Origin of the sequence: Desulfovibrio sp. SGI.230 (assembly GCF_050313065.1) — a bacterium.
GTDB lineage: Bacteria > Desulfobacterota > Desulfovibrionia > Desulfovibrionales > Desulfovibrionaceae > Desulfovibrio.
In genome coordinates this window covers 279296-292765 of the sequence record NZ_JBNPKS010000002.1, presented here as the reverse complement: position 1 = coordinate 292765, position 13470 = coordinate 279296, and the positions used below count along the sequence as shown (strand labels likewise).

The 13470-nt window shown below is 65.1% G+C and carries 13 protein-coding genes and 1 pseudogene; 8 read left to right on the top strand and 6 right to left on the bottom strand.

All coding sequences use genetic code 11. The features are described 5' to 3' along the window. Positions 1–2: 2 nt before the first annotated feature. Complete coding sequence (cbiE, locus tag ACQRAG_RS03335; protein WP_427803819.1) at positions 3–1424, bottom strand: precorrin-6y C5,15-methyltransferase (decarboxylating) subunit CbiE; 1422 nt, start codon at positions 1422–1424, stop codon at positions 3–5. 103 nt (positions 1425–1527) lie between these two features. Next, positions 1528–2376: a hypothetical protein gene (locus ACQRAG_RS03330; RefSeq protein ID WP_427803820.1), complete on the bottom strand. Its 849-nt coding sequence runs from the start codon at positions 2374–2376 to the stop codon at positions 1528–1530. A 274-nt stretch (positions 2377–2650) separates the two neighbouring features. Here ACQRAG_RS03330 and ACQRAG_RS03325 point away from each other — a divergent pair, with 274 nt between their 5' ends. Together ACQRAG_RS03325 and ACQRAG_RS03320 are read left to right on the top strand one after the other, a co-directional pair. After that, positions 2651–3646: an OmpA family protein gene (locus tag ACQRAG_RS03325; RefSeq protein WP_168935637.1), complete on the top strand. Its 996-nt coding sequence runs from the start codon at positions 2651–2653 to the stop codon at positions 3644–3646. A gap of 73 nt (positions 3647–3719) precedes the next feature. Next, the gene (locus tag ACQRAG_RS03320) at positions 3720–4220 is read left to right on the top strand and encodes a translation initiation factor 2 (protein ID WP_168935638.1); all 501 of its coding nucleotides are present in this window, start codon (positions 3720–3722) and stop codon (positions 4218–4220) included. Between the two features lie 293 nt (positions 4221–4513). Here ACQRAG_RS03320 and ACQRAG_RS03315 read toward each other — a convergent pair whose 3' ends face one another. From ACQRAG_RS03315 to thrB, 4 genes and pseudogenes are all read right to left on the bottom strand, one after another. Further along, positions 4514–5626, bottom strand: coding sequence for an HlyD family secretion protein (locus ACQRAG_RS03315; RefSeq protein WP_427803821.1), 1113 nt, complete (start codon positions 5624–5626; stop codon positions 4514–4516). A gap of 16 nt (positions 5627–5642) precedes the next feature. Continuing rightward, positions 5643–6536 (bottom strand): hypothetical protein, encoded by an 894-nt coding sequence (locus tag ACQRAG_RS03310; protein ID WP_427803884.1) that lies wholly within the window; start codon positions 6534–6536, stop codon positions 5643–5645. Positions 6537–6621: 85 nt separating this feature from the next. Next, positions 6622–7080, bottom strand: a pseudogene (locus ACQRAG_RS03305) (MFS transporter); the annotation flags it as partial. Between the two features lie 321 nt (positions 7081–7401). Continuing rightward, positions 7402–7959 carry a homoserine kinase gene (gene thrB / locus ACQRAG_RS03300; protein ID WP_168935641.1) on the bottom strand — a complete coding sequence of 186 codons (558 nt, stop codon included), beginning with the start codon at positions 7957–7959 and terminating at the stop codon, positions 7402–7404. 325 nt (positions 7960–8284) lie between these two features. On the opposite strand from thrB, the gene rpmH reads away from it, so the two are divergent. From rpmH to mnmE, 6 genes are all read left to right on the top strand, one after another. Beyond that, positions 8285–8419: a 50S ribosomal protein L34 gene (gene rpmH, locus ACQRAG_RS03295; protein ID WP_006007995.1), complete on the top strand. Its 135-nt coding sequence runs from the start codon at positions 8285–8287 to the stop codon at positions 8417–8419. 42 nt (positions 8420–8461) lie between these two features. Next, the gene (gene rnpA / locus ACQRAG_RS03290) at positions 8462–8857 is read left to right on the top strand and encodes a ribonuclease P protein component (RefSeq protein WP_168935642.1); all 396 of its coding nucleotides are present in this window, start codon (positions 8462–8464) and stop codon (positions 8855–8857) included. Between the two features lie 2 nt (positions 8858–8859). Beyond that, entirely contained in the window at positions 8860–9090 is a 231-nt protein-coding gene (yidD, locus tag ACQRAG_RS03285) for a membrane protein insertion efficiency factor YidD (protein ID WP_006007998.1), read from the top strand. A gap of 27 nt (positions 9091–9117) precedes the next feature. Next, positions 9118–10767, top strand: coding sequence for a membrane protein insertase YidC (gene yidC / locus ACQRAG_RS03280; RefSeq protein WP_297137693.1), 1650 nt, complete (start codon positions 9118–9120; stop codon positions 10765–10767). 101 nt (positions 10768–10868) lie between these two features. Beyond that, complete coding sequence (locus ACQRAG_RS03275; protein WP_427803822.1) at positions 10869–12071, top strand: protein jag; 1203 nt, start codon at positions 10869–10871, stop codon at positions 12069–12071. Further along, the gene (mnmE, locus tag ACQRAG_RS03270) at positions 12071–13468 is read left to right on the top strand and encodes a tRNA uridine-5-carboxymethylaminomethyl(34) synthesis GTPase MnmE (RefSeq protein ID WP_168935645.1); all 1398 of its coding nucleotides are present in this window, start codon (positions 12071–12073) and stop codon (positions 13466–13468) included. The genes ACQRAG_RS03275 and mnmE overlap by 1 nt, the downstream gene beginning before the upstream one ends. Positions 13469–13470: the final 2 nt, after the last annotated feature.

The window sequence follows — 13470 nt, the reverse complement described above, 5'->3', positions numbered from 1 at the left end:
CTCTAGTCTTCGTCCTTCTCCTGTTCGGGCTTGTCCACAGCCAGCAGGAAAACAGGATTGGCGGCGGCCAGGAAAATGTCCTGCCCCAGTGGCCGGGACTGGGCGGACTGTATCTGCATCACCTCGGCGGGCCAGCCTAGGCCCTCGAAGAAGGCACGGCAGCGGGCCAGCGTGTCCAGCAAGATGCAGCTCACCACCAGCCGTCCGCCGGGCAGCAGGCGACGGCAGACCTGTTCCAGCAGGTTGTGGGCCCCGTCGCCGGAAAGACCGCCGCCGATGAAGACCCGGTGCGGGTCAGGCAGGCGCGGCAGGCACTGGGGCACCGTACCCAGACAGACGTCCACCGAGGCGGCCCCGAAGCGGCGGCGGTTCTCCTGGATGTCCAGAGCGCGGGAAGGGGTCCGCTCCACGGCCACCACGCGGCCTTCGTGGGCCAGGCAGGCCGCCTCCAGCGCCACGGAACCGGAGCCGGCGCCCAGATCCCAGACCGTATGCCGGGGCTCGGGCCGCAACAGGGCCAGGGCGGCGGCACGCACGGCGGGCTTGGTCAGCAGGCCGTCCTCGTGCCGCAGTTCGGCGGGCAGCAGGCCGGGATGCGGACGGCGCATCTCGCCCGCGGGCGTCAGCAAAACGGTACAGACGGCGCCGAAGCGGGCCGCGGCGGCTTCTTCCAGGGGGAAATGATGTTCCTTTTCCCCGTCGCTCCCCATGTTTTCAAAAACATGCATGGCGAACCAGTCCACGCCCCTGTCCAGCAGATGGCGGGCCAGCAGGTCGGGCGTCATGCGGGCATCGGTGAGCAGGCTGATGGGCCGCTGCCGGTGGATGGCCGCATGGAGGGGCGTCAGATCGTCGCGGCCGTGCAGGGAAAGGCAGATGACGTCATGCCAGGGCAGGCCCAGACGGGCGCAGGCCTGCTGCAGGGAGCTGACCCCGGGCAGGATGCGCACGGCTTCGGGGCCCAGCTGGCACAGGAGCGTAGTGCCGATGCCGTAGAACAGGGGATCGCCGTCGGCCAGCACGACAACTTTTTTGCCGCCGGCGCGCAGGTGGCTGATGCGGGCCAGCACCGGTTCCAGCGGCGCGGTCAGGGGAAGCTGACGGGCGGGGAGGTCGTCGAAGGCCGCCAGCAGGCGACGGCCGCCACACAGGACGTCGGCCTGTTCGATGAGGTGCAGCCGGGCGGGCGAAAGGCCCTCGCGCAGGGGCAGGGCGCAATCCAGGCCCAGGACCAGCACGGGCTCGGCCGCCGTACCGGCAGGTTCGAAAACGAAGGCGGAGTGCAGCAGGCTCTCCTGCGGGGACCAGGTATCCGTATCGGGCACGGCCGGAGCGGCCGGGGACGGTGCCGGCGGGGTATCGGCCGGACGGGAAGGACGGGGAGCGGGCAGGCTGATGCCGGGGAGGAGGTTCTGCTGTTTCATGTATCTCTGGTTGGAAAGGAACGGGACAGGACGCGCGGAGCGCGCAAAAAAGGGCAGCCGCAGCGACCGGGCGCGAGCCCGGCAGACGGCCGCCCTGAAAAGATCAGGCCTGGGCGTCGGGCAGCCAGACGCGGCCGCGGGCCACGAGGTCCACAGGACCGTCGATGAAGGCCTTGCCCTGGTCATCGTCGGGGATGTGGACATGCAGGGAGCTGCCGCCGGGCTGCATGATGTCCAAAGGCTTGCGGTTGCCCTTGGCGGCCAGCAGCAGGGCCAGGGCCAGGGCGCCGGACCCGCAGGCATTCTCGATGCAGGTGGTGTGGGCATCGCGCACGTGGACCACGGGCAGCATGTCCAGCATGCCCGCGCGGCGGCCCCACCAGATGACGCCGCTGGCCACTTCGCCGGTCATGCCGTACTGGCGGCGCAACATGCGCGAGGCGGCGATGCAGTCCTCGGGCTGCATGTGCACCTCACCGTCCAGCAGCAGATGGCAGATGCCGGGCAGGCGCACCAGATGGATGCCCTGTTCCGGGTGGGTGATGGGGCAGGGCAGCAATTGCAACTCGGCGCGCACCTGCCAGTGGGGAGAGGTGCCGCGTACCTGGAGCCGGATGGGGCTCTGCCAGCCGGAGACCTGCACCTCATAGCGGTGCTCTTTGGTCAGCTTCTGGCGGGCGATGCCCTGGAGCGTGGCCTCGGGCGAGGCGCTCTCGCGGAAGGCCAGCAGGGCGCCGAAGGCCCGTGTGGCGTTGACGCAGAACTCACCGCCCGCCATGCGCAGGCGGCGTTCCTCCACAGAGACGAAACCGGCCTGTTCCGCCCCCAGGCTGTCAGGACGCATGGCCTGCCGGGCCAGCTCCGCCTGCCGGGCCGCATCCAGGCCCGCGGCAGGGAAAAAGATCGTCGTGTTGCCGCCGGGGCTCCATTTGGAAAAATCGAGTGCTGGCATAACCCATCCTTTTGTATCTATTCAGTATGCTACAGGCGGGCCCGACTGTCCAGCCACCGAGCATCCCCGGCGGACATCGGCGCTGCCGGGTCGCTCCGTGGCCTGCCGGGAGCCGCGGCACGGGAGGGGCGCTGAAAGAAAGAACGCTTGCCCTTTGCTGCGAAACGCGCTAATTTTTAAAGGTGTCAATACCCTTTCCAATAAAGGCAAAAGGTAGCTGGCGCATATTGCCTGGCATGTTGCAGGCAAAACAATAACTTTTTTGGGAGGCATCATGAAATCTTTCCGCCTGCTGGCCCTTACCGCCGCGGTTCTTCTGAGCTTCGCCGTGGCTGCCGTGGCCGCTCCTGTCTGCAGCAAGAAGGTCAACAGCTTCGACTTCGTCGTGGACTACTCCGGCTCCATGATGATGAAGAATGACAAAATGAAGCAGGACAAGATCGAAGTGGCCAAGATCGCCCTGAAGCGCGTCAACGCCGCCATCCCCGCCCTGGACTTCAAGGGTGGCCTGCATACCATCGCTCCTAACGGCACCGTCATCGAACAGGGCCCCTGGAACCGCGCCGCCATGGATAGCGGTATCAACACCCTGCGCAGCGGCTTTGCCACCTTCGGCCGCATGACTAACATGGGCGACGGCCTGCAGACCTACGAGCCCTTCCTGAGCTCCATGGAACGCAGCGCTGCCCTGATCCTGGTGACCGACGGCGACAACAACCGCGGTATGGATCTGGTGGAAGTGGCCCGTCAGGTGTACGCCACCCAGCGTAACATGGTCATCCACGTGATCTCCCTGGCCGACACCCCCCAGGGCGAAGCCACCGTCAAGGCCATTGCCGGCATGAACCCCGCCTCCGTGCTGGTTCGCGCTGAAGACCTGGCCACCAGCGACGCCGAAGTGGAACGCTTCGTGCTGGCCGTGTTCTGCCAGGAAGAAACCGTGATCGTGCTGCGCGGCGTCAACTTCGCTTTTGACTCCTATGCCCTGGACAGCAAGGCCATGGGCATCCTGGACGAAGCCGCCGGCCTCATCAAGTCCAAGCCCAACACCAAGATCGTGCTGACCGGCTGGACCGACTCCCGTGGTACCGACGCCTACAACGCCAAGCTGTCCAAGAACCGCGCCGAAGCCGTTAAGGGCTACCTGGCCAAGCAGGGCGTGCCCGCCAGCCGCATGACCGCCATCGGCAAGGGCAAGTCCTTCAAGTACAGCAACGACAGCGAAGAAGGCCGCTACATGAACCGTCGTACGGAGATCTCCTTCGACTAAACGACGCCCCCTTTTCCCCCTTCTAACAAAACCCGGCGGAAACGCCGGGTTTTCCATTAAGGAGTGATGACAGATGAAAAAAATCCTGGCAGTCAGCCTGCTGACCAGTCTGTTGTGCGGCGGCTGCGCCCTGTTCGGCGGGGACGAAGGCTCCAGCCCGGCTACGGCCGCCCCTGCTGAAGAAGCCGCCACCGAAACCGCCAAAGCCCCTGAAAAGGCTCCGGCCAAGGCGGCCCCCGTGTCCCAGTCCAAACTGGAAGCCGATCTGTACAAGACCGGCCAGAGCCTGGTGGGCCGTGCTTCCCGCACGGTGATGCCCTCCAAGGCCCACAAGGAAGTGCGCAAGGTGGGCAAGGAATACGTGGCCACCTATGTGGAAGTGGATACCGACAGCCTGACCACCGAAGTGCGCAAGGGCGCCCGTGGTTATGTGGGCTTCATCCGCTATTCCGAGCATGTCTATGAATGTCGCGGTGCCAGCAAGAGCGCTGCCCTTTCCGCTCCCTGCGAAAAGATCAAGACCCGCAATCTCAATGAAATGATCCGTCACGACGGCAAGAAGTGGCAGTACTAGTCCTGCCGCAGCCTGTCTGATGCCACAGCCCTCTTCCCTGCACGGGAAGGGGGCTTTTTTCTGGGCTGTGGGGCATCCTGCGGCCGGCAGGCAGCCGCTTTGGCGCGGCTACCTCGGGCCGCGGGAAGCGTCTGGGCCGTGGAATTCCGGCAAAACTTGAGGGCAGGAAGTCTGGGGAAAGAGGCCGGGAGCACGCGCAGGCGGGCCGCAAGGGGCGCCCGCGCCGGGAGGGACGGAGGAGGCCAGCCGTTTTTTGCCGATGCATCCCGTACCGCCCTCGGCTCGTTGCCGGCTCAGGCTCCCGTCTGCGCGCTGCCGGTGTCGATGCGGGTGATGACCGACATGCCGGAGCGGATCTCCGGTAGGCGCTCCTGCCCGGGCTCGAAGGCGATACGCACCGGGATGCGCTGGACGACCTTGGTGAAGTTGCCGGACGAGGTGTCCTTGGGCAGCAGGGAGAAGGTGGCCCCGGTGGCGGGGGAGATGCTCTCCACATGACCCTTGAAGGTGTGGCCGGGGAAGGTGTCGATGAGGATCTCCACGGGCTGCCCAGCCCGGATGTTGCCTATCTGGGTCTCCTTGTAATTGGCCACGATGTAGGGGGGCATGTCCAGCACCAGGGAGACAACCTGCATGCCTTCCCTCACCAGATCACCCACCTGTATCTTGCGGGCACCGGTGTGTCTGTTGCCCGGGGCGGTGATGATGGTGTGCCCCAGGTCGATGAGGGCGCTCTGCAACTGGGCTTCCGCGGCCCGGAGGTCAGCCTCGCGCAGCTGCCTGTCCGCCTTTTGCAGTTCGAGCTTGCGCTCCTGTACCCGGACTTCGGCCAGGGCCTCGCGGTGGCTGTGCTGGGCCGTGCGCAGGTTGATCTCGGCCGAGTCCGCCTCACGGGTGGAGACGGCGTTGCATTTGAAGAGCTTCTGCACGCGGGCGTTCTCGCGGCTGGCCAGATCGAGACGTGCCGCCGCATTTTCCGCAGCCACGCGGGCCTGCCGGATGCAGGCCTCCTGCAAACCTATCTCCAGATCAAGACGCTCCAGATTGGCGGCGCTCTTGTCCCTGACGGCCCGGGCCTGATCCGTGCGGGCCCGGTAGTCGGCATCCTGCACGCGCAGGAGCACGTCCCCGGCCTTCACCTGCTGGAAATCGCCAAAGCCCACCTGGGCCACATAGCCGTTGACCTTGGCCTCCAGCACTACGCGGTCGAGCTGGGTATAGGCATTGTCCGTCTCCTGGATGTGCTTGCCGCTCTCCAGCCGGTTGAAGTTCAGCAGGAAGAAAAGGATGACGAGCAGCAGCATGCCCAGGATGATCCACGGCGAGAGCCGGAAAAGGGCCAGCAGGCGGTCATACAGGGCCAGCTTCAGCAGTTCGTCGGCAAAACCGGGTTTGAGGCTGTTCATGACGGTCCCCGTGCGTTCAGTTTCCCGGCGTGCCCAGATCCACGGGGCTGACCGGCGTTGGTTTCATGGCCTTGACGAAGGCCAGCAGCAGCATGGTGCCCAGAGCGATGCAGACGCAGAGGGCAAAGACATCGTTGATCCCCAGGATGAAGGCATCGGTCTGCAACTGTTGTCCGAGCTGGTCCAGCGAGCCGCCGCTGTCCAGAAAACGGGCCACGGCCGGGGCGTCTACGGTCAGGCGGCTGCCTGTCTGGCTGAAGTACAGATCCTCCCGCTGCCGGATGAGCAGCAGGAACAGGGCATTGCCCTCGATGGGCGTGGAGATGCGCGAGACCTGGATATAGGCCAGCAGTCCCACGGCGGTCTTGGCCGTGAAGCAGGCCATGCAGAAGGCCATCAGGGAAAGGAAGACCAGCGGGTGTCCGATGGCGAACAGGATGGCCATGGGGAAAAAGTCGGCGGCCACCCAGTCAGCGGTGATGAAGGTGCCCTGATAGCAGGCCAGCCCCATGAGCAGGACGCCCGTGGCGCAGAGCAGGCGCGTGTCCGCCTTGAGCACCAGAAAGGCGCAGAAGGGCGTGGCCAGCAGCTGCAGCAGGGGCAGGCCGCTTTGCAGGGGCCGCAGATCGTGCACCGTGTCCAGGAACAGGGTGATGAGCAGGGAATTGGCGGAGAGGATGAATATATAGATGATGACCATGCCCACGGACATGATGATGTTGAAGTCCGCGAACAGCCGGGGCGGGGCCCAGGGGCGTTCCACCAGCGCCTCGTTGGCGAGGAAAAGGAGGAAGCTGACGATACCGCCGGCCAGGAACACCGTGATGATGCCGGAATCGAACCAGCCCAGGCGTTCGCCCTGATCCAGCCCGGCATAGATGAGGACGACGCTCAGGCAATAGAAGGCCATGCCGGAATAGTCCGGCTTGTGCAGCAGCTCCCTGATGCGTATCCGGGGGCAGATGGCGCTGGAGCAGGACGAAATAGACGAACATGATGAGCCCGGACTGCCAGTAGATCCATTGCCAGCCCATATATTCCAGATAAAAGGCCCCCAGCGAGACGCCGGAATTGATGCCCAGGGAGACACGGAAGGTGAAAAAAGCCAGCACCACCACCCACCACGGCGGCGGCAGATGCTTGAGCATGATCTGTATGGTGGCCGTCACGAAGGAGCCGATGAGCAGCCCCATGAGGGCGTGGGCCACGAGCAGGTTCTCGTAGCCGGAGATGAAGGGGATGCAGAAAGCGACGCAGACGAAGCCGAGGGAAAGCGGCAGGAGCAGACGCCGCAGGCCCAGCGCTGTCAGGAAAAAGGGCAGTATGGGCGCAAGGATGAGCTGTGATGCTGATGCAACGGTACTGATGACGGAGCCTTCATCATAAGATAATCCCCATATACCACGCAAATCAGGCAGAGATGAGATAAGAAGACGGCCATGAAAGGTCGTCATGGCTGCGGCAAGACAGATGGCAACAAGTATACCAGCCTGACTTCTGCTCAGTGGAGGAAGAAGATGTTTGCGTGTATCCATATCTTTACAGTGGTCCAAAAGGCTTTTTGCAGATAAAAGTGCCTATTGACCGATGATACATCGGAAACATGCGTCCGGAAAAATGTCAAGCGGAAAGTGTCATCAACCCGTGGAGGACGTTGGCGGCAGGCCGGGGCGCAATGCGCCATCCCGGTCATGGGAAAAGGGCATAAAAAAGCCTCCGCCCGGAAAGGCGGAGGCCCGTCATGCGGGGATGGCCGCGAAAAGCGGCAAAGAGGATCAGGCCGTGGGCAGGCCGGGCAGGGGAGGCAGATGCTCGGCGATCCAGCGGGCACACTGCTGGGGCGTCTTCTGGCGGGCGTCACAGCGCAGGGTGGCGTAGTGGTTGTAGAGGGCCTCGCGCTCATAAAAAATGTCGGCCAGGGTCTGCCCCGGGGCGATGGCCAGGCCGCGGTCGGGATTGCGGGCGATGCGCTCTTCGATGGTCTCCAGAGGTACGTCCAGGAAAACCACGGGCCCCAGAGTGGCCAGATGTGCCATGGCCTGCGGCCGGTAGACGGCGCTGCCGCCCGTGGCGATGACCGTGCGCTGGACGCGGATGGAGCCCAGGACCACGGCTTCCAGATCCAGGAAGGCCTCCTTGCTCAGGGCGTCGGTGACGGACTGCAGGCGGTCGGCGTACAGGGCTTCCATAAGATAGTCGCTGTCCATGAAGGCCCAGCCCAGGGTCTGGGCCAGGGCCATGCCCACAGTGGATTTTCCCGCGCCAGCCATGCCGATGAGGACCACACAGGGACAGGCGGGCGGCGGGGGCAGCAGATGTTCTGGCGTGGACATGCGGTCTCCTTGGTGATAATGAAATAAAAATTGTGCCGTCGCAGGCACATCCTGTCAAGGCGCAAAAGGCCTTTACCGACAGGCAGGGAGCGGTCCCGCCGGCGTTTTTTTGTTCATTGTCCCGCCCGGGGATGGTGAACAAGCCTTGACGGCGGGCCTTATGCCGTGTATGTAACCCTTTCAAATTTACAGGCTGCAAGGCGTATTCCGTGCAGCGACAGTGCTGCGGGCACGGGCAAGCCTTCCCGCTTATGTCGCGCAAAACTCGCGCCGGGCCACTTGGCCTGCTGTCCGTCGCCGCAGCCACACGCAAGGAGCTAGAGCAATGAAGAGAACATACCAGCCCAGTAAAGTCAGAAGAGCCCGCACCCACGGTTTCCGCGCCCGCATGGCCACCCCCAGCGGCCGCGCCATCCTGCGCCGTCGTCGCGCCAAGGGTCGCAAGCATCTGAGCGCCTAGTCGATTGGGGGCTGCGCCCCGCGATCCCAGAAGCGAGCCATCATGGCCGAACGCCTTTTTCTGCCCCGCCAGAGCCGCATCCGCAAACAAGCGGAGTATTCCGCGTGCTACGAGCGGGGCAGGCGTTACCATACGGAGCATTTCCTTGTTTTTGTACGGCCCCGCGAAAACGGGGCCTGTACGCGTATGGGCATGGCTGTATCCCGCAAGGTGGGCAAAGCGGTCACGCGCAACCGGGTCAAACGTCTGCTGCGGGAATTCTTTCGCCTGCACCGGGCACTTTTGCCCGAACATCTGGATATCGTCGCTGTGGCCAAAAAGCACACCGGCGCGGCGGACCTGAGCCAGGACCGCGTCAACGCCCAGCTGCTGCCGCTGCTGCAGCGCCTGCCGGGCCTGCACCCGGCCAGGAACAACGGTGGCCGGAACAGGGACTAGCCATGCTGCGCCGTCTCTTCGTCCTGCCCATCCGCTTCTACCAGCTGTTCATCTCTCCGGTCCTGCCCCCTGCCTGTCGTTTTTACCCCACATGTTCCGCCTACGCCCTGGAAGCCATCATGACCCACGGCGTATTGCGCGGCGGCTGGCTGGCCTTGCGTCGTCTGGCCCGCTGCCATCCCTGGGGCGGCTCGGGATATGATCCCGTGCCCCCTGCGCGGCGTCACCCGTAGTCTCTGCTTCATGGAGTACCTCCCCGCATGCAAGACGGCAAAAATCTTATCATGGCAATTGTCCTGTGTCTGCTCGTGGTCGTCGGCTGGAGCTATCTGGCCGACTATATGGGTTGGGTGGTCAAACCCGATCCGGCCGAGATAGCCAAGATGGAGGCTGCCCAGGCCGAGCAGGCCCAGAAGGCCCAGGCTGAAGCCGAAGCCAAGCAGAAGGCCCAGGCCGAGCCCCTGCCTGCCTTCACTCCCGCCCCCGGCGTGGACGTGACGGTGGACGCCCCCCTGTACAAGGCCGTGCTGCATTCCGGCGGCGGTGTGCTGCGCTCCTTCGAGCTCAAAAAGTACACCTCCGGCCTGGACGAGGATTCTCCCCGCATCAATATGGTGGATCCCCAGACCGCCGCTGTGGCGCCTCTGGGTCTGGTCATCAACGGTCAGCCTTCGTGGAGCACCGGCAAGTGGGCCCTGGAGTCCGACAGCGGTGTGACCGTGGCTGAAGGCGGCAAGGGCGTCGTCCGCCTGGTGGGCGAGGTCGACAACCTGCGCGTGACCCGTGAACTGACCTTCAATTCCGAAAATTACCTGATCTCCGAAAAGGTGAGCCTGGCCACCCTGGGCGCCGACACCCGCAGCGTGCGCGTGCGCTACACCGTGGCCGCCGACACCAGCAATGCCGCCAACACCAACTACGACGCCATGCGCGTGGCCTGGGACAACGGCGGTTCGCTGGGCGAAGAGACCTCCACCGACAAGCTGACCAAGGAAGGCGTGGAAGCCAGCGGCAAGCTCTACTGGGCCGGCCCCATGAGCACCTACTTCCTGTCCGCCGTCATGCCCGGTGACGCCGATGAGGCCCGCATGGTGGGCCGCATGCAGGGCAGCGTCTACCGCGTGGCCCTGGAGCCCAAGGAAGTGGTGGTGGCCCCCGGCCAGGAGACCACCCTCGAAGTTTCCTACTGGATGGGTCCCAAGGAGCGCAAGATGCTGGCCGCCGTGTCCGACCAGCTGGCCCTCAGCGTGGACCTGGGCATGTTCAGCATCATCGCCAAGGGCCTGCTGTGGCTGCTGGAATTCTTCCAGCAGTACACCCACAACTGGGGCCTTTCCATCATCATGCTGACTATCGTCATCAAGGCCGTGTTCTGGCCCCTGACGGCCAAGAGCTACTCTTCCATGGAAAAGATGAAGAAGCTCCAGCCCATGATGGCCAACATCCGCGAAAAGTATAAGGACGACAAGGAAGCCATGAACAAGGAAGTCATGGCCCTGTACAAGACCTACGGCGTCAACCCCGCCAGCGGCTGTGTGCCCATCCTGGTGCAGCTGCCCGTGTTCTTCGGTCTGTATCAGGCGCTGCTGACCTCCATCGAGCTGCGTCACGCGCCCTTCATCACCTATCTGCCCGGCACGGACCTGATCTGGCTGGCTGACCTGTCCTCTAAGGACCCCTATTACATCACGCCCATCATCATGGGCATCACCATGTTCCTGCAGCAGAAGATGAGCCCGCCGGCCACCGATCCCACGCAGCAGAAGATCATGATGTTCCTGCCCATCGTCTTCACCGCCCTGTTCCTGAGCTTCCCCTCCGGTCTGGTGGTGTACTGGCTGGTCAACAACATCCTGTCCATTGCCCAGCAGTGGCGGATGGGCCGCAGAAGCAAGCTGCTGGCCCAGTAGGGTCACGGCCCATGACCGCGTGAGCGGTCTTGCGACACGGAAAAGAGTCCATATGTGGTGGCAGCGGGGTCTCCCCGCTGCCGCCCCTTTTGGGAGAGTTTATGGACGGATTCAAAGAGTTTCAGGGTAAGAATCTGGATGCCGCCATTCAGGAGGCCTGCAGCTATTACAATGCCGCCCGCGAAAAGCTGGAGATTGAGATAGTTCAGGACGCCAAGAGCGGCATTTTTGGTATCGTGGGGGCCCGCAAGGCCAAGATCCGTGCGCGCCGTGCCGCTCTGCGCGAAGCCGTGGAAAGCGTCCTCGGCAAGAAGCGCTGCGATGTCCGGCTGGAACGGCCGTCCCTGGGCCGTGAGGAAGCGCCCCGTCGCCCTGCCGAAAAGGTGTCCCCTGCCGCCCGCGAGGAAAGCGTGGCCGCTCCGGCCGCGCCCGCCCCGGAAGAGGCGCGCAAGAAGGCCGCTCCTGCTGAAGAACGGCCCGCCCGCAAGGACGAGAAGGCTGAGAAGAGCGAAAAGGCCGAACGGCAGGAAAAACCCGCCGAGAACGCCCGCCAGCCCCGTGGCCGCGGTCGTGGCCGTGACCAGGCCCGTGCCGCCGCTGCGGCCGAAGCCCCGGCCGAGGAAGCCCCTGCCGAAAATGCGGCTCCTGAAGCCGGCAACCGCCGCGGCGAGGGCCGCCGTGCCCGTCCCCGTCCTTCCGTGCGCGGTGAGGGCGAAGGCCGCCGTCGCCAGCGTCCGCAGGCCCCGGCCGTGCCCGCGCCTGTGGAGAACACCGAAGACGTGCTGGACGAAGTGGAGGAGAGCCTGCCCTTCACCCCTGTGGAGGAACTGGACCCCCAGCGTCTCGAAGCCCTGACCAAGGAAGCCGTGCGCCAGCTCGTCCGCCCCATCGTGGGCGAGGAAGTGACGCTGGAAGTGACCGTGGCCGACGGCCGTGTGCGCGTGGCCGTGGACTGTGAGGAAGATTCCGGCCTGCTCATCGGGCGCGAGGGCCAGACCCTGGCCTCCCTGCAGTATCTGGCTTCGCGCGTGGTCTCGCGCGGCATGAACGCCGCCGTGCGCGTGCAGCTGGATGCCGGGCGCTACCGCCAGCGCCAGGACGAGAAGCTGCGCGAGATGGCCCTGGCCCTGGCCGAAAAGGTGCGCCAGACCGGCCGCTCCTATTCCACCCGTCCGCTCAGCTCCTATCATCGCCGCATCGTGCATCTTTGCCTGCAGGATGCCGAGGAAGTGCAGACCCGCAGTTCCGGTGATGGTCCCATGAAGCGGGTCGTCATCATGCGCCGCCGTCCCGAGCGTTCCTGATGCCTACCATCGCCGCCATAGCCACGGCTCCCGGTGCGGGGGGCATCGGCATCGTCCGCATCTCCGGGCCGCAGTCCCGGGAGATCCTTTCCCGCATGTTCAGCCCCGCGTCGGCAAAGTTCTCGGGCTTCCGGCCCTGGGTGCTGCACCGCGGGCGCGCCCTGGACCATGAAGGCGCGCCGCTGGATGATGTACTGGCCGTGTTCATGCCCGGTCCGCGCACTTTCACCGGGGAAGACGTGGCCGAGATCCATTGCCACGGCGGCCCCTTCATCGTGCAGGCCATCCTGGAGACGGCCCTGCGTCTGGGGGCACGGGCCGCGGAGCGGGGCGAGTTCTCGCGCCGGGCCTTCGTCAACGGCCGCATGGACCTGAGCCAGGCCGAGGCCGTGGCCGAACTCATCGCCGCGCCTTCGCGCGAGGCCCTGCGCTACAGCCTCAACCGTCTGGACGGCCTGCTGGGCCGCAAGGTCATGGCCCTGCGCCGGCGTCTGGAAGAGCTGCGCGTGCAGATGAGCCTGGCCGTGGATTTTCCCGACGAAGAGGTGGAATGCCTCGCCCCCGAAGCCTTCGCCGCCGTTGTGGAGGACGTGGCCGCCGCCGTGCGCGGTCTGCTGACCGGCCAGCGCCGTGCGCAGGTCATGCAGCAGGGCGCCGTGGTGGTTCTGGCCGGTGCCGTCAATGCGGGCAAGTCCAGTCTGCTCAATGCCCTGCTGGGCCGCAACCGCGCCCTGGTCACGGACATCCCCGGCACCACGCGCGATTTCCTTGAGGAAAGCTGCCAGCTGGACGGCCTGCCCGTGCGCCTGACCGATACGGCGGGCCTGCGCGAGACCGACGAGAGCGTGGAAGAGATGGGCGTGGCCCTGAGCCGCCAGAAGGTGCGTCAGGCCGACGCCATCCTGCTGCTGGTGGACGGCGGCCGTCTGGGCCCTGCCGGGGCCGCTGCCGACATCTGTCCCGACGAGGCCGTGCGCGAAGTGCTGGAACAGGCCGGCGACATCCCCGTGCTGCTGGTCTGGAACAAGGTGGACCTGGCGGAGCCCGCCGTCTGGCCGCCTGTCTGGGGCCATGGCCGTCCCTGCGTGCGCATCAGCGCCAGCACCGGCCACAACGTGGATACCCTGGCCCGCCGTCTGCGGGCCCTGCTGCTGGACGACGGCAGCCATACGCCGCCCTCCGACGGGCTGGCCCCCAACGCCCGCCAGTCGCTGGTGCTGGAACGTGCCCTGCACGAGCTGGACGCCCTGCTGGCGGACATCGCCGCAGGCAGTCCTTATGACTGCTGTTCCGTCCGTCTGGACGCCGCGGCGGCCCTGCTGGGCGAGGTCACCGGTCTGGACAGCCCGGAAGAGGTCTTGAATCGCGTCTTTTCAAGCTTTTGCATCGGCAAGTGATT

What these genes read in the sequence shown, in the direction of transcription:
- cbiE (WP_427803819.1), bottom strand. Translation starts at nt 1,424, where the DNA reads ATGAAACAGCAGAACCTCCTCCCCGGCATCAGCCTGCCCGCTCCCCGT.
- ACQRAG_RS03330 (WP_427803820.1), bottom strand. Translation starts at nt 2,376, where the DNA reads ATGCCAGCACTCGATTTTTCCAAATGGAGCCCCGGCGGCAACACGACG.
- ACQRAG_RS03325 (WP_168935637.1), top strand. Translation starts at nt 2,651, where the DNA reads ATGAAATCTTTCCGCCTGCTGGCCCTTACCGCCGCGGTTCTTCTGAGC.
- ACQRAG_RS03320 (WP_168935638.1), top strand. Translation starts at nt 3,720, where the DNA reads ATGAAAAAAATCCTGGCAGTCAGCCTGCTGACCAGTCTGTTGTGCGGC.
- ACQRAG_RS03315 (WP_427803821.1), bottom strand. Translation starts at nt 5,626, where the DNA reads ATGAACAGCCTCAAACCCGGTTTTGCCGACGAACTGCTGAAGCTGGCC.
- ACQRAG_RS03310 (WP_427803884.1), bottom strand. Translation starts at nt 6,536, where the DNA reads ATGGCCTTCTATTGCCTGAGCGTCGTCCTCATCTATGCCGGGCTGGAT.
- thrB (WP_168935641.1), bottom strand. Translation starts at nt 7,959, where the DNA reads ATGTCCACGCCAGAACATCTGCTGCCCCCGCCGCCCGCCTGTCCCTGT.
- rpmH (WP_006007995.1), top strand. Translation starts at nt 8,285, where the DNA reads ATGAAGAGAACATACCAGCCCAGTAAAGTCAGAAGAGCCCGCACCCAC.
- rnpA (WP_168935642.1), top strand. Translation starts at nt 8,462, where the DNA reads ATGGCCGAACGCCTTTTTCTGCCCCGCCAGAGCCGCATCCGCAAACAA.
- yidD (WP_006007998.1), top strand. Translation starts at nt 8,860, where the DNA reads ATGCTGCGCCGTCTCTTCGTCCTGCCCATCCGCTTCTACCAGCTGTTC.
- yidC (WP_297137693.1), top strand. Translation starts at nt 9,118, where the DNA reads ATGCAAGACGGCAAAAATCTTATCATGGCAATTGTCCTGTGTCTGCTC.
- ACQRAG_RS03275 (WP_427803822.1), top strand. Translation starts at nt 10,869, where the DNA reads ATGGACGGATTCAAAGAGTTTCAGGGTAAGAATCTGGATGCCGCCATT.
- mnmE (WP_168935645.1), top strand. Translation starts at nt 12,071, where the DNA reads ATGCCTACCATCGCCGCCATAGCCACGGCTCCCGGTGCGGGGGGCATC.